At 72.1% G+C, this 18,555-nt stretch carries 16 protein-coding genes; 9 read left to right on the forward strand and 7 right to left on the reverse strand.

The window, feature by feature from the left end; all coding sequences use genetic code 11:
• The first annotated feature begins 124 nt into the window (after window positions 1-124).
• Complete coding sequence (locus tag BLW14_RS19255) at window positions 125-1,021, forward strand: cellulose-binding protein (protein ID WP_256332836.1); 897 nt, start codon at window positions 125-127, stop codon at window positions 1,019-1,021.
• Window positions 1,022-1,050: 29 nt separating this feature from the next.
• On the opposite strand, the gene BLW14_RS19260 is transcribed toward BLW14_RS19255, so the two are convergent.
• On the reverse strand, window positions 1,051-1,518 hold the full coding sequence (locus tag BLW14_RS19260) for a MarR family winged helix-turn-helix transcriptional regulator (RefSeq protein ID WP_093708485.1): 468 nt from the start codon (window positions 1,516-1,518) through the stop codon (window positions 1,051-1,053).
• Window positions 1,519-1,668: 150 nt separating this feature from the next.
• Between BLW14_RS19260 and BLW14_RS19265 the strand changes: the two genes are divergently transcribed.
• On the forward strand, window positions 1,669-3,126 hold the full coding sequence (locus BLW14_RS19265) for an MFS transporter (RefSeq protein WP_093708486.1): 1,458 nt from the start codon (window positions 1,669-1,671) through the stop codon (window positions 3,124-3,126).
• A gap of 195 nt (window positions 3,127-3,321) precedes the next feature.
• On the opposite strand, the gene BLW14_RS19270 is transcribed toward BLW14_RS19265, so the two are convergent.
• From BLW14_RS19270 to BLW14_RS19280, 3 genes are read right to left on the reverse strand one after another with little or no spacing between them, the layout of a single operon-like run.
• Complete coding sequence (locus BLW14_RS19270) at window positions 3,322-4,206, reverse strand: haloalkane dehalogenase (protein WP_093708487.1); 885 nt, start codon at window positions 4,204-4,206, stop codon at window positions 3,322-3,324.
• Window positions 4,207-4,241: 35 nt separating this feature from the next.
• Window positions 4,242-4,646: a pyridoxamine 5'-phosphate oxidase family protein gene (locus BLW14_RS19275; RefSeq protein WP_093708488.1), complete on the reverse strand. Its 405-nt coding sequence runs from the start codon at window positions 4,644-4,646 to the stop codon at window positions 4,242-4,244.
• Complete coding sequence (locus tag BLW14_RS19280; protein WP_093708489.1) at window positions 4,643-5,335, reverse strand: NAD(P)-dependent oxidoreductase; 693 nt, start codon at window positions 5,333-5,335, stop codon at window positions 4,643-4,645. The genes BLW14_RS19275 and BLW14_RS19280 overlap by 4 nt, the downstream gene beginning before the upstream one ends.
• Window positions 5,336-5,411: 76 nt before the next feature.
• Between BLW14_RS19280 and BLW14_RS19285 the strand changes: the two genes are divergently transcribed.
• The 4 genes from BLW14_RS19285 (at window position 5,412) to mfd (ending at window position 13,507) form a co-directional block, all read left to right on the forward strand.
• A complete protein-coding gene (locus BLW14_RS19285) occupies window positions 5,412-6,002 on the forward strand; it encodes a TetR/AcrR family transcriptional regulator (RefSeq protein ID WP_093708490.1) in 591 nt (196 codons plus the stop codon).
• Window positions 6,003-6,374: 372 nt separating this feature from the next.
• On the forward strand, window positions 6,375-7,163 hold the full coding sequence (locus tag BLW14_RS19290; protein WP_093708491.1) for an ABC transporter ATP-binding protein: 789 nt from the start codon (window positions 6,375-6,377) through the stop codon (window positions 7,161-7,163).
• Entirely contained in the window at window positions 7,160-9,739 is a 2,580-nt protein-coding gene (locus BLW14_RS19295; RefSeq protein ID WP_093708492.1) for an ABC transporter permease, read from the forward strand. Before BLW14_RS19290 ends, BLW14_RS19295 begins: the two co-directional genes overlap by 4 nt.
• A 237-nt stretch (window positions 9,740-9,976) precedes the next feature.
• Window positions 9,977-13,507, forward strand: coding sequence for a transcription-repair coupling factor (gene mfd / locus BLW14_RS19300; RefSeq protein WP_093708493.1), 3,531 nt, complete (start codon window positions 9,977-9,979; stop codon window positions 13,505-13,507).
• A gap of 75 nt (window positions 13,508-13,582) precedes the next feature.
• Here the strand turns inward: mfd and BLW14_RS19305 are convergent, their stop codons facing one another.
• Window positions 13,583-14,365, reverse strand: coding sequence for a hypothetical protein (locus BLW14_RS19305; RefSeq protein WP_256332837.1), 783 nt, complete (start codon window positions 14,363-14,365; stop codon window positions 13,583-13,585).
• Window positions 14,366-14,615: 250 nt separating this feature from the next.
• On the opposite strand from BLW14_RS19305, the gene BLW14_RS19310 reads away from it, so the two are divergent.
• On the forward strand, window positions 14,616-15,200 hold the full coding sequence (locus tag BLW14_RS19310) for an MFS transporter (RefSeq protein WP_256332838.1): 585 nt from the start codon (window positions 14,616-14,618) through the stop codon (window positions 15,198-15,200).
• On the opposite strand, the gene BLW14_RS19315 is transcribed toward BLW14_RS19310, so the two are convergent.
• Window positions 15,181-15,744: a TetR/AcrR family transcriptional regulator gene (locus BLW14_RS19315; RefSeq protein WP_093708494.1), complete on the reverse strand. Its 564-nt coding sequence runs from the start codon at window positions 15,742-15,744 to the stop codon at window positions 15,181-15,183. The genes BLW14_RS19310 and BLW14_RS19315 overlap by 20 nt on opposite strands.
• Window positions 15,745-15,852: 108 nt before the next feature.
• Between BLW14_RS19315 and BLW14_RS19320 the strand changes: the two genes are divergently transcribed.
• Entirely contained in the window at window positions 15,853-16,719 is an 867-nt protein-coding gene (locus tag BLW14_RS19320) for an SCO6745 family protein (protein WP_093708495.1), read from the forward strand.
• Between the two features lie 132 nt (window positions 16,720-16,851).
• Entirely contained in the window at window positions 16,852-17,634 is a 783-nt protein-coding gene (locus BLW14_RS19325; RefSeq protein ID WP_177154032.1) for an HNH endonuclease family protein, read from the forward strand.
• Between the two features lie 124 nt (window positions 17,635-17,758).
• On the opposite strand, the gene BLW14_RS19330 is transcribed toward BLW14_RS19325, so the two are convergent.
• Complete coding sequence (locus BLW14_RS19330) at window positions 17,759-18,523, reverse strand: hypothetical protein (RefSeq protein ID WP_093708497.1); 765 nt, start codon at window positions 18,521-18,523, stop codon at window positions 17,759-17,761.
• Window positions 18,524-18,555: the final 32 nt, after the last annotated feature.

Here is an 18,555-nt window from a genome sequence, read left to right on the forward strand (position 1 = left end):
GCCGGTCGCTTCCGTCCGGAAAGCGCCGCAGGCATTCAGACTTCCCGACCAATTGCCGCATCCTTGACGTATTGCTCGATGGTCGGAGCATCGCAGCCGGGATGATCGGAAAGAGGCGTCAGGGATGAGTTCTGCACCGGGGTCCGCGTACGGGTTCGTCGGTGTCAGGGGCCGTGGGTACCGCCCGGAGCAGGTGGACCGCTTCGTGGCGGAGCTGTCGGCCGAGCGGGACGCGGCCGTGGCGGGGGTGGCCCGGCTGACGGCTCGGGCGGAGGAGCTGGCGGCGGAGTCGGCCCGGCTGGACGAGGCCGTGGCGCGGCTGGCCCCGCAGGACTACGCGTCGCTGGGGGAGCGGGCGCAGCGGATTCTGGCGCTGGCCGAGGAGGAGGCCGGTGCGCTCCGGGGCGCGGCGGGGGAGGCGGCGCAGGCGCTGCGGGACGAGGCGGACGCCGCGGCCCGGGCCATGCGGGAGGCGGCGCGTACGGACGCGGAGGCGGTGCGGGCGGCGGCGGTGCGCGCGGCCGACGAGGTGGTGGGGGCCGCGGAGGCGGCGGCCGGTGAGGCGCTGGAGGCGGCCCGTACCGAGGCGGCGGCGGTGCGCGAGGAGGCGGAGTCCGCGATGGCGGCGACCCGCGACCGTACCGCGAGTGTGCTGGCCCACCAGGAGCAGGAGCACGCCGAGCGGTGGAAGGCGGCCGAGCGGGAGATCGCGGAGGCGGAGGCGGCGCAGGCCGCGGAGCACGCCGGTCTCCTGGAGCGCGCGGAGGCGGATCTCGCGGCCGCGCGGCGGGCCCGGGCGGAGGCGGAGGAGGCCGCGCGGCACGGTCAGGAGGACGCCGAGGCGCGTGCGGCGGAGCTGGTCGCGGCGGCGCGGGTGCGCGAGGAGCGGGTGGTGCGGGAGACCGAGCGGATACTGCGGGAGCACGAGGAGGGCCGCGAGGACGTGCAGGCCCACATGGCCCACGTACGCAGTTCGCTCGCGGCGCTCACCGGGCGGACGGCGTCCCCCTCGCGGGACTGACGCTCTTCTCGGTTCTCGGTTCTCGGTTCTCAGGGACGGGGCCAGGGGCGTCTGCTGAGCTGTTCGATGCTGCTGTTGAAGCGTTTGAGGTAGCCGGCGAAGGCGGCGATGTCGTCGTCCGGCCAGTCGTGCATGACCTGTTCCAGGGAGCGCACGACGCGTTCGCGTTCCGCGTCGAGGAGCTGGGCGCCCTCGCCGGTGATGCGGAACTTGCGGGCCATGCCGCCGTCGGGGTCGGGGATGCGTTCGGCGAGCCCGGCGCGGGTGACGGCGGCGGTCTGGCGGTTGAGGGTGGAGGCGTCGAGGCCGAAGGCGTCGCTGAGCTCGCCGTTGGACATGGGGCCCTGGACGCGCAGCCGGCTCAGCAGGATGTACGCGCTGCGGTCCAGCAGGGCGTATTTGTGGCGTCCGCCCCGGTGGTCGGCGAGGCTGTGGCGGCCGAGCAGCATCTGCTCGTACTCCACCTCTTCCGTGGGCCTGGATCTGGGCCTGGGCATGGGGCGGCCTCCTGCTTCTCCCGCTTCCGGACGGCGACTCATTCTCGCACGGAGTGTGTACGGGGCACATAATGTGTATGACGCATTGGGCATGTACCATGCACGTTGCTGTCCCGGCAGGCGGGACCTCGATCTCCAAGGAGCCCCCTGGTGGAAGCCATCCAGCCGCCGGCGAGGACGGGCGGCGTCGTCGCCACCCTCGCCTTCGCCGGCACCGTGGCAGCGGTCATGCAGACGCTGGTCACGCCGCTCATCGCGGAACTGCCCAAGATCCTGGACACCACGTCCTCCAACGCCGCCTGGGTCATCACCGTGACCCTGCTGGTCTCCGCGGTGTGCGTGCCCGTCTCCGGCCGGCTGGGCGACCTGCTGGGCAAGCGCCGGATGCTGCTCGCCTGCTCGGTGCCGCTCATCGTCGGTTCGGTGGTCTGCGCGCTCTCGTCCTCCGTCGTCCCGATGATCATCGGGCGCGGACTCCAGGGCATGGGCATGGGCATGGTCCCGCTCGGTATCGCCCTGCTGCGTGACGTGGTGCCGCCGGAGAAGATGAGCTCGTCCATCGCCCTGGTCAGCGCCTCGCTCGGCATCGGCGGCGCCCTCGGCCTGCCGATCGCGTCGGCGGTCGCCCAATACGCCAGCTGGCGCGTGCTGTTCTGGGGCTCGGCCGTGCTGGCCGCCGGGATCTGCGCCCTGATCTGGTTCGTGATCCCGGACGTTCCGGCCGGCGCCAAGGGCCAGCGCTTCGACGTGCCCGGCGCCCTCGGCCTGGCCGCCGGCCTCGTCTGCCTGCTCCTCGCCGTCTCCAAGGGCGCCGACTGGGGCTGGACGTCCACCACGACCATCGGCCTGTTCGTGGCCGCCGTCGTGGTGCTGCTCGCCTGGGGGTTCTGGGAGCTGCGCACCACGGACCCGCTGGTGGACCTGCGCACCACCGCCCGCCCCCGGGTGCTCATCACCAACATCGCGTCGCTCTTCGTCGGCTTCGGCATGTACGCCGGCATGCTGATCGCGCCGCAGCTGCTCCAGTTCCCGGAGGCCACCGGCTACGGGCTCGGCCAGACGATGCTCCAGGCGGGCCTGTGGATGGCGCCCGGCGGCATCATGATGATGGTCGTCTCCCCGTTCGGCGGAAAGCTCACCGATGCCCGCGGCCCCAAGTTCACCCTGATCTCCGGCGTCCTCGTCATCGCCGCCGCCTACGGACTCGGCATCCTGCTGATGGGCTCCGCCTGGGGCCTGATGCTGTTCCTCATGGTCAGCAGCGGCGGCGTCGGCCTCGCCTACGGTGCGATGCCCGCCCTCATCATGAGCGCGGTCCCGGCCTCGGAGACGGCCGCCGCCAACGGCTTCAACACCCTCATGCGCTCCCTCGGCACCTCGGTCGGCGCCGCCGTGATCGGCGCGGTCCTCGCCCAGATGACCACCGAGGCGGGCGGCTACACCTTCACCTCGGAGGCCGGTTTCCGCATGGGCCTGGTCCTCGGCTGCGGTGTCGCGCTGGTCGCGGTCGCGATCTCCGCCTTCATCCCGGCGGTGCGCACCGCCGTCACGGGCGGCGGCGAGTCCGGCACCCCCGCGGCCCCGGAGGTCGCGGCAGCCAAGGGCTGAACCGTACGTACGCACCGGGAGCGGTCCGTCAGCCGGCGGGCCGCTCCCGCCATGCCGCTGCCCGCTTCCGCAGCGCCCGGATCAGGGCTTCGACCTGGAGACGGGCACGGGGATGCCCGAGGGTCGCGGCGCGGGCCGCCGAACTCGACCTATACGAGAGCTAGTCGGCGTTGCTGGACGAGGCCGCGGACCGCCTCAGCGGGTGACCGGCGCGCTCCCGAGCCCATGGCGGTCCGCCCAGTCGGAGATGGCCGAGGCCAGCTCGTCCGGGCGGTCCTCCGGGGTGTGGTGTCCGGCGGGGCCGTGCCGGGAGACCTCCAGGCCCGCGATGTTCGCCTCGCACCAGGCCACCGCTCCCGCGTCGGTCATGGCGCCGGGTCCCGGTTCGAACGCGGCCAGCAGCTTGGGGACTTCGGGGGTGGCGGCCAGCCAGGCGTCGTAGCGCTCGATCCGGGCCACGACATCGGCCGGTTCGCCGTCCAGCGGCATCATGCGCGTCCACGCCAGGACGGGCCGGCGGCTCTCCGGGGTGGGGAAGGGGCGGCGGTAGGCGTCGAGGTCGGCGGGGTCGAGCGGGGTGGCGAGCGTGGCCGGCAGCCCCTCGATGAACGCGTTCTGCTCCAGTACCGTGCTCTCGCCCACACCCGGCGTCCGCAGGAGAGTGAACAACTCCCGTCCCCCCGCCGGGAATTCGTCACCGTACAGCGGCTTGACGATCGTCTCCGTGAAGGCGAGCGCGCGGACGGCCCCCGGGAGGCGCGCGGCCCGGTCGAAGGCGAGCGCGCCGCCCCAGTCGTGGCCGACGAGCACGGCCTCGGTCAGGCCGAGCGCGTCGAACCAGGCGTCGAGATGGCGGGCGTGGTCGTCGAAGGAGTACGCGAGGCCGGGTTTGCCGGAGTCGCCCATGCCGATGAGGTCGGGGGCCAGCAGCCGGCGGCCGGGCGACACCACCCCCGGCAGGACGTTCCGCCACAGGTGGGAGGAGGTCGGATTGCCGTGCAGGAAGACGAACGGCAGACCGTCGGGGTCGCCGGACTCGCGGTAGTGGACGGTGGTGCCGAGGACGGGAACGGTGGGCATGGTGAGGCGTCACATCGCTTTCTGGTCAGTCGGTTTCATACGTTGAGGCTCAGGAGCCGGTCGACGGCGATCTCGATGACCGTCAGGTCCGGCGGGGCGGGCGGGGCCGCCCCGTAGCGGGCGGTGTAACGGCGTACGGCCTCCGCCAGGCGTACGGGATCACCGGTCACCGAGGCGCGGCCTTCGAGGGTGATCCAGCGGAAGCCCTCGGCCTGGCAGAGCGCGACCCGGGCCGCCGGGCCGCCCGCCGACACGTTGCGCGCCTTGCGGGCGCCGCCCCTGGTGGTCACCCGGGCCAGGCCCGTCGACGCGTCGAAGGTGAAGCGGACCGGGGCCACGTGCGGGGTGCCGTCGGGGCGCAGCGTGGTGAGGGTGGCCGTGAGGCCGAGGGAGAGGAAACCGCGGGCGGCGGCGGTGAGCGGGGGCAGGCCCCGGATCACTTCTTCTTCACGCCCTCGTTCCAGATCAGCTTGGCGATGTTCGGCTTCACGGCGGTCGTGACGACGCCCATGGCCGCACGCACATGGCGCCGCTCCTCCAGCTCGCGCAGCATGCTCGCGGCGAGGTCGGAGCGGGCCGTGAAGACGCCGTCGGCGCTGGACGGGGCGGTGCGGTAGTCGGTGACGACGGGGTGCTCGAAGAGGCCCGACGGGCGCACCAGGGTCCAGTCGAGGGCCGTGCGGGCGACGACGTCCTCCATGCGGCGCATGTCCGCGTGCAGGGTGCGGCCCAGGCGCCGGTTCACCAGCGGGTCGAGCACGTGGTTGAAGAAGTGAGCCCCGGTGGGCCGCCACCCGGGGTCGGCGATGCTGGAGCTGACGACCAGCAGCCGCCCCACGCCGTGCCGGCTCATGGCCCGGGTGATGGCCGTGGCGCTCCGCGAGTACAGGGTGATGGGCTGCTTGCTGAAGCGTGCGCCGAGGGCGGACAGGACCGCGTCCGCCCCCTCGACCGCGGCGTCCACGGCCGCCGGGTCGGTGGCGTCGGCGACGGCCGGGGTGACCCCGGGGCGGGCCGACAGCGAACCGGGCCGGCGGATGACGGCGGTGACCTCGTGACCGGCGGCGACGGCCTGCTCGGCGAGGTGGCGTCCGGTCGGGCCGGTGGCGCCGAAGAGCGTGATGCGCATGGTGTGGGCTGCTTCCTGCGGGGTGCGGTGGGAACGCCCTTGACTGTGCGGATCACGCGACGCAGGCTCAACGCTGATGAATAACGCCGTGGCCGCCCCCGCCCGGCCCCGTGGCCGCCCCCGGGGCAATCCGCCGATCCGTGAATCGGTCGTGGTCGCGGCGCGTGCGCTGTTCCTCGAGCGCGGCTACCGGGCGACCACGCTGCGCGCGGTGGCCGGTGCGGCCGGGGTGGACCCGGCCCTGATCTCGTATCACTTCGGGTCGAAGAAGGGCCTGTTCGCGGACGTGATGCAGTTCCAGTGCGCCAGCGCGCTTTCGGTGGACGAGGTGCTGGGCGGTGACCCGGCCACCCTGCCCGGCCGGCTGATCGACGCGGTGACGGACCTGTGGGAGGACGCCGACTTCCGGCGCCTGTCGACCCGGGGCGAGACCGCCGCCGAGGTCGTCCGCGAATACCTGGAACAGGAGCTGCTGGGGCCGCTCGTTGAATTTCTCGGCGGCCGGGACGCGACCGCCCGCGCGACCGCCGCGGTGACCGTCCTCGGCGGAATCATCTACACCCGCTACCTGAACCCGCTGCCCACCCCGGCCGCCCTCACCCCGGCCGGAACCCGTGCCGCCCTCACCCCCGCGCTGGCCGCCGCCCTCGCCCCGCGCCGGCGGTAGGACCGCTTCCGGTCACGCCGGTCTCCACCGGGCGGTGTGAACCCCTGGGTGCAGTCCCTGAGACGGGAGTCCACCCACGGGTCCAGCCCCCTAGGGGGAGCTCCTTACTCCGGGCCAGGGGCCGTTCCTCCCGCCGGAGGACGTGCCCGGGCGGCCCTGTTCCGTAGCGTGTTCGACGTACCGCAGACGGACCGCAGGCGTACCGCACACACGCACCGCGAACCCGCCGCCGACGGGCGGACCACAGGGGACGGGGTGGGGAAAACCCCACCCGAAGACTGCGCTGGGCACCAGCGCGCCGGACCCCCTCCAGCCAGCAGACTTCACAGCAGACGGCGACAACCCGACGCCGACCGACATAGGAGAAAAACCGTGACAACGGCTGTAACCATTCCCAGGCACGGGGGCACTGGAGGGCGTACGGCCGTGGCTGCGCGGGCGCGGCAGGTCGTCAAGGCGTACGGGACCGGCGAGACCCGGGTCATGGCGCTCGACCACGTCGACGTGGACATCGCCCGCGGGCAGTTCACGGCGATCATGGGCCCGTCCGGCTCCGGCAAGTCGACGCTGATGCACTGCCTGGCCGGCCTGGACACCGTGACGTCCGGCCAGATCCACTTGGCCGACACCGAGATCACCGGCCTCAAGGACAAGAAGCTCACCCAGCTCCGCCGCGACCGCATCGGGTTCATCTTCCAGGCGTTCAACCTCCTGCCGACTCTGAACGCGCTGGAGAACATCACGCTGCCGATGGACATCGCGGGCCGCAGGCCCGACGCCGCCTGGCTCGACCAGGTCGTCGAGACCGTCGGCCTGGCCGGCCGGCTCAAGCACCGCCCGACCCAGCTCTCCGGCGGCCAGCAGCAGCGCGTCGCCGTGGCCCGGGCCCTCGCCGCCCGGCCGGACATCATCTTCGGCGACGAGCCGACCGGGAACCTGGACTCGCGGGCCGGCGCCGAGGTGCTGACGTTCCTGCGCAAGTCCGTGGACGAGCTGGGCCAGACCATCGTCATGGTCACCCACGACCCGGTCGCCGCCTCCTACGCGGACCGGGTGCTCTACCTCGCCGACGGGCGCATCGTCGACGAGATGAACAACCCCACCGCCGACCAGGTGCTGGACCGCATGAAGGACTTCGACGCGCGCGGGCGGACGTCATGACCGTGTGGAAGACCTCGATGCGCAACTTCTTCGCGCACAAGGGACGCATGGCGCTCTCCGCCGTCGCCGTCCTGCTGTCGGTGGCGTTCGTCTGCGGGACGCTCGTCTTCACCGACACCATGAACACCACGTTCGACAAGCTCTTCGCCGCGACATCCGCCGACGTCACCGTCAGCCCGAAGAACGCCAAGGTCGACGACATCCCGCAGAACGGCAAGCCGGAGTCGCTGCCCGCCTCCGTCCTCGCCCGGGTGGCGAAGGCCGACGGCGTGAAGAAGGCCGAGGGCGGCGTCTCCAGCCCCGCCGTCACCGTCGTCGACAGCCACAACAAGAACATGGGCTCCGAAACCGGCGCGCCGACCATCGCCGGCAACTGGACGCAGAACGACCTGCGGTCCATGGAGATCACCTCGGGCCACGCCCCGCGCGGCCCGACCGAGGTCATGGTCGACGCCGACACGGCCGAGAAGCACCACCTGAAGCTCGGCGACGAACTGCGCACCATCGCGGCCACCGGCGACATCACCGGCAGGATCAGCGGCATCGCCACGTTCAAGGTGACCAACCCCGGCGCGGCGATCGTCTACCTCGACACCGCCACCGCCCAGCGCGCGCTGCTCGGCGCCCCCGACGTCTTCACGCACCTCTCCCTCACCGCTGAACCCGGCGTCAGCGACGCGCGGTTGAAGCAGAACGTGGCCGAGGCGCTCGGCGGCTCCGCCACGTACAAGATCCAGACCCAGCAGGAAGCGGCCGACGCCAACAAGGACTCCATGGGGTCGTTCCTCGACGTCATGAAGTACGCGATGCTCGGCTTCGCCGGGATCGCCTTCCTCGTCGGCATCTTCCTCATCGTCAACACCTTCTCGATGCTGGTCGCCCAGCGCACCCGCGAGATCGGCCTGATGCGGGCCATCGGCTCCAGCCGCAAGCAGGTCAACCGCTCGGTGCTGCTGGAGGCGGTGCTCCTGGGCATCGTCGGATCGATCCTCGGCGTCGGCGCCGGGGTCGGGCTCGCCGTCGGGCTCATGAAGGTCATGGGCGCCGTCGGGATGGAGCTGTCCACCGACGACCTCACGATCGCCTGGACGACCCCGGTAACCGGCCTCGCGCTCGGCATCATCGTGACGGTCCTGGCCGCGTACATCCCGGCCCGCCGGGCCGGCAAGATCTCGCCCATGGCCGCCCTGCGCGACGCCGGTACCCCCGCGGACGCCAAGTCCGGCTGGATCAGGGCGGGCCTCGGCCTGGTCGTCACCGGCGCCGGCGCCGCCGCCCTGTGGGCGACGACACGGGCCGACAAGGCGAGCGACGGCTCCGGCCTCCTGGGCCTCGGCGTGGTCCTCACCCTGATCGGCTTCATCGTCATCGGCCCGCTGCTCGCCGGAGTCGTCGTACGGGCGCTCAGCGCCGTACTCCTGCGGTTCTTCGGCCCCGTCGGCCGGCTCGCCGAGCGCAACGCCCTGCGCAACCCGCGCCGCACCGGCGCCACCGGCGCGGCCCTGATGATCGGCCTCGCCCTGGTGGCCTGCCTGTCCGTCGTCGGCTCCTCCATGGTCGCCTCGGCCACCGACGAGCTGGACAAGTCGGTCGGCGCGGACTTCATCGTCCAGGCGCCCAACAGCCAGCCGATCGTCCCGCAGGCCGCCGAGGCGCTGGCCGCCGCGCCCGGCATCGAGCACCTCACGCACTACCGGGTCCTGGACGCCGGGCTCACCACCCCGGACGGGGTTACGAAGAAGCAGGAGGTCACGGCGGCCGACCCGAGCTACCAGCAGGACGTACGGCGCGAGGTTCTCTCCGGTGACCTGGCGGCGGCGTACGGCAAGAACGCCATGTCGGTGGGCGAGGACTACGCCACCGCGCACCGCGTCAAGGTCGGCGACACGATCACCGTCGCGTTCAAGGGAGGCGGGACGGCGAAGCTGAAGGTCGCCGCGATCACCTCCGACGACACCGCGCTCGACCAGGGCGCGATGTACATCAACACCTCGACCGCGCGGAAGTACGTCCCCGCCGCCAAGATGCCGCAGAACATGCTCATGTTCGCCGAGGCGAAGGAAGGCCAGGAGGACGCGGCCTACGCGGCGCTCAAGGACTCGCTCGCGAAGTACCCGACGTACAAGGTCCAGAACCAGGCCGACTTCAAGGAGGACCTGAAGGACCAGATCGGCCAGCTCCTGAACGTCGTCTACGGCCTGCTCGCCCTCGCGATCATCGTCGCGGTCCTCGGTGTGGTGAACACCCTGGCCCTGTCGGTCGTCGAGCGGACCCGCGAGATCGGCCTGATGCGCGCCATCGGCCTCTCCCGCCGCCAGCTGCGCCGGATGATCCGCCTGGAGTCCGTGGTCATCGCCCTCTTCGGAGCCCTGCTCGGCCTCGGCCTGGGCATGGGCTGGGGCACCTCGGCCCAGCAGCTGCTGGCCCTGGAGGGCATGGGCGTCCTGGAGATCCCGTGGCCGACGATCATCACGGTGTTCGTCGCCTCCGCCTTCGTCGGACTGTTCGCCGCCCTGGTCCCGGCGTTCCGGGCGGGCCGGATGAACGTCCTGAACGCGATCGCCACGGACGGGTGAGACAGACAGCCGCCGGCTGACGGAACCGGCCCCGGCCCGCTCCCTGGAGCGGGCCGGGGCCGGTACGCGTGTGGCCTGCGGGCCCCCTGTCGCGCAGCGGCGCTCTTCCCGGAGTCGTACGCTAGTAACCCCCGGCCCGTCACACGTGTCGGGCCCTTCGCGTTGCCCCCGGGGCAGCGCGCCCTGGCGGCAGCCGGCTGTCAGAGGCCCCTCTCCTCACCCGGACGGAAGCCCTTCATGAGCCTGAACGGTCTGCTGGATGTCGTCGTACGTGATCCGGCGCTCGACGAAGCGGTGAAGGCCGCCGGTGACGGCCACCGGATGCACATCGACCTGGTGGGACCGCCCGCCGCGCGGCCCTTCGCCGTGGCTGCGCTGGCCAGGGACGCCGGGCGCACGGTGCTCGCGGTCACCGCTACCGGCCGGGAGGCGGAGGACCTGGCGGCCGCGCTGCGCACCATGCTGCCGGCGGACACGATCGCGGAGTTCCCGTCCTGGGAGACCCTGCCGCACGAGCGCCTGTCGCCCCGCTCCGACACCGTGGGCCGCCGCCTCGCCGTGCTGCGGCGCCTGGCGCACCCGCGCGCCGACGACCCGGAGACCGGACCGGTCTCGGTCGTCGTCGCGCCGATCAGGTCCGTGCTCCAGCCGCAGGTCAAGGGGCTCGCGGACCTGGAGCCCGTGTCGCTGCGGACCGGGCAGAGCGCCGATCTCGGGGAGGTCGTGGAGGCGCTGGCGGCAGCCGCGTACGCCCGGGTCGAACTGGTCGAGAAGCGCGGCGAGTTCGCGGTGCGCGGCGGCATCCTCGACGTGTTCCCGCCGACCGAGGAGCACCCGCTCCGGGTGGAGTTCTGGGGCGACGACGTCGAGGAGATCCGCTACTTCAAGATCGCCGACCAGCGGTCCCTGGAGGTCGCCGGGCACGGCCTGTGGGCGCCGCCCTGCCGCGAGCTGCTGCTGACGGACGAGGTCCGCGAGCGGGCCGCCGCGCTCGCCGAGGCCCACCCCGAACTGGGCGAACTCCTCGACAAGATCGCCCAGGGCATCGCGGTGGAGGGGATGGAGTCCCTGGCCCCCGTCCTCGTCGACGACATGGAGCTGCTGGTGGACGTGCTGCCCAAGGGCGCCATGGCCGTCGTGTGCGACCCCGAGCGGGTGCGGACCCGGGCCGCGGACCTGGTCGCGACGAGCCAGGAGTTCCTCCAGGCGTCCTGGGCGGCGTCGGCGGGCGGCGGCGAGGCTCCGATCGACGTCGGCGCGGCCTCGCTGCGGGGCATCGCGGACGTGCGCGAGCGCGCCCGTGAGCTGGACATGATGTGGTGGTCGATCTCCCCGTTCGCCGCCGACGCCGAGCTGGACGCGGACACGCTGTCGCTCGGGATGCAGGCCCCGGAGACGTACCGGGGCGACACCGCGCGGGCGTTCGCCGACACCAAGGGCCGGCTGGCCGACGGCTGGCGCACGGTGTACGTCACGGAGGGCCAGGGACTCGCCTCCCGTACCGTCGAGATGCTGGGCGGCGAGGGGATCGCGGCCCGGCTGGACCCGGACCTGGAGGAGATCACCCCGTCCGTCGTCCACGTCTCGTGCGGGGCCATCGACCACGGCTTCGTCCACCCCGGCCTGAAGCTCGCCGTCCTCACCGAGACGGACCTGACCGGCCAGCGCACCGCCACCAAGGACCTGGGCCGGATGCCGGTCCGGCGGCGCAAGACCATCGACCCGCTCACGCTGGAGACCGGCGACTACATCGTCCACGAGCAGCACGGCGTGGGCCGCTACATCGAGATGGTCCAGCGCACCGTGCAGGGCGCGACGCGCGAGTACCTGCTCGTCGAGTACGCCCCGGCCAAGCGCGGCCAGCCCGGCGACCGGCTGTACATCCCGACCGACCAGCTGGAGCAGGTCACCAAGTACGTCGGCGGCGAGGCCCCGACCCTGCACCGGCTCGGCGGCGCGGACTGGACGAAGACGAAGGCGCGCGCCAAGAAGGCGGTCAAGGAGATCGCCGCCGACCTGATCAAGCTGTACTCGGCCCGGATGGCGGCCCCCGGTCACACCTTCGGCCCGGACACCCCCTGGCAGCGCGAGCTGGAGGACGCCTTCCCGTACGCGGAGACGCCCGACCAGCTGACGACGATCGCCGAGGTCAAGGAAGACATGGAGAAGTCGGTCCCGATGGACCGGCTGATCTGCGGCGACGTCGGGTACGGCAAGACGGAGATCGCGGTCCGCGCGGCGTTCAAGGCGGTGCAGGACGGGAAGCAGGTCGCCGTCCTCGTACCCACCACGCTGCTGGTGCAGCAGCACTACGGCACGTTCACCGAGCGCTATTCCCAGTTCCCCGTCAACGTACGCGCGCTGAGCCGCTTCCAGTCGGAGTCCGAGTCCAGGGCGACCCTCGAAGGGCTGAAGGACGGCGCGGTCGACCTGGTCATCGGCACCCACCGCCTGTTCTCCTCCGAGACGAAGTTCAAGGACCTGGGCCTGGTCATCGTCGACGAGGAGCAGCGGTTCGGCGTCGAGCACAAGGAGCAGCTGAAGAAGCTCCGCGCCAACGTGGACGTGCTGACCATGTCCGCGACGCCCATCCCCCGTACGCTCGAAATGGCGGTGACCGGCATCCGCGAGATGTCGACGATCACCACCCCGCCCGAGGAGCGCCACCCGGTCCTGACCTTCGTCGGGCCGTACGAGGAGAAGCAGATCGGCGCCGCGATCCGGCGTGAACTGCTGCGCGAGGGCCAGGCGTTCTACATCCACAACCGGGTCGAGTCGATCGACCGGGCGGCGGCGCGGCTGCGCGAGATCGTGCCCGAGGCGCGGATCGCCACGGCGCACGGCCAGATGTCCGAACAGGCCCTGGAACAGGTCGTGGTGGACTTCTGGGAGAAGAAGTTCGACGTGCTGGTCTCCACGACGATCGTGGAGTCCGGCATCGACATCTCCAACGCGAACACGCTGATCGTGGAGCGCGGCGACAACTTCGGCCTCTCACAGCTGCACCAGCTGCGCGGCCGCGTCGGCCGTGGCCGCGACCGGGGGTACGCGTACTTCCTGTACCCGCCGGAGAAGCCGCTCACCGAGACCGCCCACGAGCGCCTGGCCACGATCGCGCAGCACACCGAGATGGGCGCCGGCATGTACGTGGCCATGAAGGACCTGGAGATCCGCGGCGCGGGCAACCTCCTCGGCGGCGAGCAGTCCGGCCACATCGCGGGCGTCGGCTTCGACCTGTACGTACGCATGGTGGGCGAGGCGGTCGCGGACTACCGGGCGTCCCTGGAGGGCGGCGTGGAGGAGGAGCCGCCGCTGGAGGTCAAGATCGAGCTCCCGGTCGACGCGCACGTCCCGCACGACTACGCCCCCGGCGAGCGGCTGCGCCTCCAGGCGTACCGGTCGATCGCCTCGGCGACCTCGGAGGACGACATCAAGGCGGTCCGCGAGGAGCTGACCGACCGCTACGGCAAGCTGCCCGAGCCGGTCGAGAACCTGCTCCTGGTGGCCGGGCTGCGCATGCTGGCCCGCGCCTGCGGCGTCGGCGACATCGTGCTCCAGGGCCCGAACATCCGCTTCGCGCCGGTGGAGCTGCGCGAGTCGCAGGAGCTGCGCCTGAAGCGGCTGTACCCGAAGACGGTCATCAAACCGGCCGTCCACCAGATCCTGGTGCCGCGCCCGACCACGGGCAAGATCGGCGGAAAGCCGGTGGTGGGACGCGAACTGCTGGCGTGGACGGGGGAGTTCCTTACGACGATCCTGGGATCGTGAGCCCGGACACTCGAACGGGAGTGGGTGCGGTACGCCGACGGCGTACCGCACCCACTCCCGTTTCCCGTACAGAGGTCAGTCGATGGAGTTCAGCCGCATCGTGGCGGGGCCCCGACCCGGGGCGTTGGTGCAGCGGCGGTCGCCCGACGGCTGTTCCAGCTGAAGGGTCAGGCAGGTGCCGAGGGCCTGCTGGCCGTAGCGGTTGGGGTGCAGGGACTCCTGCTTCTGGCCCTGACCGATGCCGGAGGTCACGAAGCGGACCCACTCGCTGGTGTCACCGGCGGGGGGATGGGCGGCGTCGGCCTGCCGGGTGCTGGTCGAGCACACCTCGCGGCCCTCGAACGACCGTGACAGGTCCAGGAATTCCGCGCCGCCCTCGTCGGCCGCGTCCGCCAGGACCGAGCTGATCTCCCTGGCCTGCGAGCGCTCGCCCTTGAACGGTTTGCCGCCGCTCTCCGGGAGCAGCACCGCTTTCGAGGTCGCCCCCGAGCAGGCGAGATTGAGGCGGCTGAGGTCGAGCGTGACGGACTGGACCTCGGCCACGTCGGAGCGGTTGCAGCCGTTGTCGTAGGACGACCCGTACACCCGGTACGGGTCACGCTTGCCGGTCGCCGGGTCCCAGGCCCGGTCGGTGCCGGAGTAGCCGTTCGCGCGCACGTTGCTGTTGCCGGCCCAGCGCCCGGCCTCGCCGGAGATGAAGCTGTCGCCCAGGGACACCAGCAATGGTGCCTCGGCGGCGGCCGGCTCCGCACGGGAGGCGGAGGCGGAGGCGGGCAGTGCGCCCGAGACCGTGAGCGCGCACACCGTGGCGGCTGCGGCGGCGAGCGTCCTGGAACGTCGTGAGGGAGAGGTGATCATGCGTTGGTTGTCGGCAGCGGGGCGGCGGGAGGTGAGGGCCCTTCGGTCCTTTGCCGCGAATGGGCCATTTGGACAAGGCAGTTACGGGTCGAGAGCGACAGAAGTGATCAGGATGAGCCGCACCTCTGACAAGACGTGAGAGTAGACGTCGTCGTTATGGCGGGACCGGCGGTTCACCCGCTTCTGGGCGGGGGAGACGGTCTCCCAGTTCGGCGACCGCATCACCGAACTGGCCCTGCCCCTCATCGCGGTGAGCGCCCTGGGTGCCTCCGCCAACCAGGGCGCCTGGCTGACCGTCCTCGTCTGGGCGCCCAGCCTCCTCGGCGCGATCGTCCTCGCCCTGGGCCTCGGCGCGACCGGTGCCCTGCTCGGCGCGGTGTGCGCCCCGGCGATCTCCCGCCGCCCGGGCGTGGGCCGGGGCATCCTCGTGGGCGCGGTCCTCTTCCCCGCCCCGATCGCCCTCGCCGCCGCCGCGAACGGCCCGCTCTGGCTCCGCGCCACCGCGCTGGCCGGGGCGGAGTCCCTCTCCGGCTTCGGCGTCATGCTGTTCGACGTCAACCTCAACTCCCTCCAGGCGGCGGTGATCCCGGACGGGATGCGCAGCCGCGTGGTGGGCGCGTTCGGCACGGTCAACTACGGCGTACGGCCGGTGGGCGCGGTCGCCGGAGGCGCCCTGGCCACGCTCCTCGGCCCGCGCCCCACGCTCCTGGCGGCGGCGGTGGGCGGCTGCCTCTCCCTGCTCTGGCTCCTGCCGTCACCGATTCCGCGCATCCGGGATCTGGAGGGGGATGCGGTGGCGTACCAGGGGGAGGAGGTCAGTCCCGGCCCGGCGTGAACAGCAGCCGCCCCACCTCGCGGAACACCTCCTCCGCATCGCGGTCGCCCACCGCGTCGGTCAGGTTGCCGCTGAGGAGCAGTGTGGCGAAGCCGTGGGCGAGGGACCAGGCGGCGATGCCCGTGAGGCGGGGGGCGCCGGTGGGGGCCAGGGTGGCGACGCCCGCGCGCAGTTCCGCCGTGGCCCGGTCCTTCGCGGCGAGGAGGTCCGGGTCGTCCGTGCGGTAGAGGTCCGGCTGGAACATCACCTGGAAGTGGGCCGGGTGGGTCGTCGCGAACCGTACGTACGCCACGCCTCGCTCCCGCAGGTCCGGGGCGGCGGCCAGGGTGTCCGCGAACAGGGCGTAGCCCTCGGCGGCGACGGCGGTGAGCAGGCCCGTGCGGTCCTTGAAGTGGTGGGCGGGTGCGGCGTGGGAGACGCCGGCCCGGCGGGCCAGGTCGCGGAGGCTGAGCGCGGCGGGGCCCTCGGTGCGGATGACGTCGAGGGCGGCGGTGAGGACGGCCCGCCGCAGGTCGCCGTGGTGGTAGGCGCGGTCGCTGGTCATGGACAGCAGGTTACGCGGGATCTAGTCGTTGACAAGTTCGCGGATCGCGCGCACTCTTGAGATCTAGGCAGTGGCTAGATGGCCGGTGCGTGGCGGAAGGTGTGGGGCATGTCCGAGGAACTGGGTCGCGTACGGCAGCTGTGGCACCTGCTGGAGCCCGTGCACGCCGTCCTGTACTACGCGCCGGAGGCGTTCGAGGAGGCCGCGGCCCTCGGGTACGGCGTCGACGAGCGGTGGCCGAGCTACTTCGCCTGGCGGGCGGCGCCGCTGGGTGCGGTGGGGGCGGACCGGGTCGGGGAGACGTTCTACAGCTTCAGCCCGGGCATGGTCGGCGCGTACGTCCCCGGCGTCTGGTCCGTCGCGTCGCCGGACGCCGTGCTGGCCGCGCGGGGCCGGGCCGTCGACCGCGCGTACCGGACGCTCCTGGGGGAGGCGGCCGACGCGCCGGACACGGCGGAGGCCGCCGCGCTGCTGCGGCGGGTCGCGGAGGCCGCCGACACGGCGGACCGGCCGCTCGCCGCCGCGAACGCCGCGCTGCCGTGGCCGGACGCACCCCACCTCGCCGTGTGGCACGCGGCGACCGTCCTGCGCGAGCACCGGGGCGACGGCCACCTCGCCGCGCTGGCCGACGCGGAGCTGGACCCGGTCGAGGCGCTGGTGTCCTTCGCTGCGATCGGGGCCGCCCGGCCCGAGGTGTTCGCGAGCCGGGGCTGGGGCGACGAGGAGTGGCGGGCGGCGCGCGAACGGCTGGAGAAGCGGGGCCTGGTGGCCGGTGACGGCACGGCGACCGAGGCGGGCCGGGCGCTGCGGGCCGAGGTCGAACGGCTTACGGACGAGGCGGCGGCGGGACCGTGGCGGGTGCTCACGGACGCGGAGCGCGAACGGCTCGTCGCGCTGCTGGGCCCGCTGTGGGTCGCGGCGATCGGGTCCGGGCTGCTGCCGTCGGAGAACACGCTGGGCATCGGGAAGGTGTGACGGGGCGGCGGCCCGATGGGTGACCCGCCCCGCACGCGGGAACACGTCGCTGCCATGAAATTCTTCCGACAGGGAAGAAGTCCATAGGATTCCCGGGTTGGTTCGGCTTTCTCCCCGTCAGGACGGCTACGAGTGATATCTCCCCGCGTGTGTCGAGTACTGGTCCCCGCCCTGGCCGCGACGGCCGCGTTGGCGCTGAGCGCCTGCGACCCCGATCAACTGCCCAAGGACATCGACACCACCACCGGCGGCGCGGACGGCGGCGGCCAGTCCGTCACCGGCTTCGGCGCCAGTCCGCTGGAGAACGAGGACGGTACGAAGCCCGGCCTCGCACCCCTCACCTCGGACAAGGACCGGGCGGCGGCCCGCAAGGTGATCGAGAAGGTCGCCACCAAGGGGCGCGGCCCGAAGACCGGGTACGAACGGGATAAGTTCGGGTACGCCTGGAAGGACTCCGTGGACGACGTCCCGCTGTCCCACAACGGCTGCGACACCCGCAATGACCTGCTCGCCCGCGACGGCAAGGACGTCGAGCTGCGATCCGGCTCGAAGTGCGTGGTCGTCTCGATGACGCTCAAGGACCCGTACACCGGCAAGACCATCGAGTGGCGCAAGCAGCAGGCGACCAAGGTGCAGATCGACCACGTCATGCCGCTGTCGTACGACTGGCAGATGGGCGCCGCCCGCTGGAACGAGTCCAAGCGCCAGCAGATCGCCAACGACCCGCTCAACCTCATCCCCGTGGACGGCCCCGCCAACAACGCCAAGCGCGACGCGGGCCCCGCGACCTGGCTCCCCCCGTACAAGCCGGTGCGCTGCGCGTACGCGCTCCGCTTCGCCCAGGTCTCGCTGAAGTACGACCTGCCGGTGACGAGCGCGGACAAGGACATGATGCTGAAGCAGTGCGGCGGCTGAGAACGCTGTTCCCGGCTTCGAGTCCTCGTAACCCGTGCTCCGGACACCGGCGGGTTCCTGTGCGTGCGGGCGGGTGAGGGGTCGTCGGTCGCGGTGTGCCGACGGGCGGCCCGGCCTGGGCCGGTCAGCCGATGTCGGCCATGTCCTTCGCGGCGGGCTTGCGCACGACGACGGGCTTCCCGAACTCGGAGAGCGTCATCGTCATCGGGTCCTCGTTGCCGGCGGCGTCGATCTTGAGGATGTACGGCTGCCCCTCGGTGGCCACCGTGAGCGTGTAGCTTGCCGCGCCGTCCTTCTCGATGAGGCGCAGGGCCGGGTGGCCGTCGACAGTCGTGGAGCCGTCCTTCCGGGCTTCGGTGTCGTTGCTTGCGGAGTCCTCCAGCAGCGAGTTCAGATCGCAGAGCTCGAGCATGTCCTTGTTGTCGGGCTCCGACGCCTTCGACTTCAGCCACTTGCCCGCGAGCATGTCCACCGCTGCATCGATGTCCTCGGCGGGCTCGCCCTTGGACTGTTCGCGCAGCAGCGCCTCGTCGTACTTCGTGTAGACGGTGTCACCCGTCTTGCGGATCTCCATCGCTCCCGCCGGGCCGATGGCCATCGTGCCGGTGCAGTTGCCGGAGGTGTCGCTGCTGAGGTGGGCGGAGACCTTTTCCCCGTCCGACGTCGTGTCGATGCCGATCTTCATGGACTTGGCCTTCTTGGTGGCCGCCATGGCCTTGTTGACGACCTCGGGGCCCGAGAGCTTCGCGAAGGGTTCGGCCTCCCTCGCCGGGGAGTTCTTCGGGGCCGCCTCCTTCGAGGACGTCGTGTCGGTGCCGCCGCAGGCGGCCAGGCCCAGCACGGCGAAGGCGCAGGCGGTGTTCACAGCGGTACGGGTGAGAAGGCGCATGGGGGAGGGCTCCGAGGCAGATGGGGTGACGA

It is taken from the genome of Streptomyces sp. 2131.1 (assembly GCF_900105515.1).
In the GTDB taxonomy this organism is placed as follows: domain Bacteria; phylum Actinomycetota; class Actinomycetes; order Streptomycetales; family Streptomycetaceae; genus Streptomyces; species Streptomyces drozdowiczii.

Coding starts and splice junctions, on each gene's coding strand:
- BLW14_RS19255 (WP_256332836.1), top strand. CDS start 125: ATGAGTTCTGCACCGGGGTCCGCGTACGGGTTCGTCGGTGTCAGGGGC.
- BLW14_RS19330 (WP_093708497.1), bottom strand. CDS start 18,523: ATGCGCCTTCTCACCCGTACCGCTGTGAACACCGCCTGCGCCTTCGCC.
- BLW14_RS19320 (WP_093708495.1), top strand. CDS start 15,853: ATGTCCGAGGAACTGGGTCGCGTACGGCAGCTGTGGCACCTGCTGGAG.
- BLW14_RS19285 (WP_093708490.1), top strand. CDS start 5,412: ATGAATAACGCCGTGGCCGCCCCCGCCCGGCCCCGTGGCCGCCCCCGG.
- BLW14_RS19295 (WP_093708492.1), top strand. CDS start 7,160: ATGACCGTGTGGAAGACCTCGATGCGCAACTTCTTCGCGCACAAGGGA.
- mfd (WP_093708493.1), top strand. CDS start 9,977: ATGAGCCTGAACGGTCTGCTGGATGTCGTCGTACGTGATCCGGCGCTC.
- BLW14_RS19260 (WP_093708485.1), bottom strand. CDS start 1,518: ATGCCCAGGCCCAGATCCAGGCCCACGGAAGAGGTGGAGTACGAGCAG.
- BLW14_RS19270 (WP_093708487.1), bottom strand. CDS start 4,206: ATGCCCACCGTTCCCGTCCTCGGCACCACCGTCCACTACCGCGAGTCC.
- BLW14_RS19305 (WP_256332837.1), bottom strand. CDS start 14,365: ATGATCACCTCTCCCTCACGACGTTCCAGGACGCTCGCCGCCGCAGCC.
- BLW14_RS19280 (WP_093708489.1), bottom strand. CDS start 5,335: ATGCGCATCACGCTCTTCGGCGCCACCGGCCCGACCGGACGCCACCTC.
- BLW14_RS19315 (WP_093708494.1), bottom strand. CDS start 15,744: ATGACCAGCGACCGCGCCTACCACCACGGCGACCTGCGGCGGGCCGTC.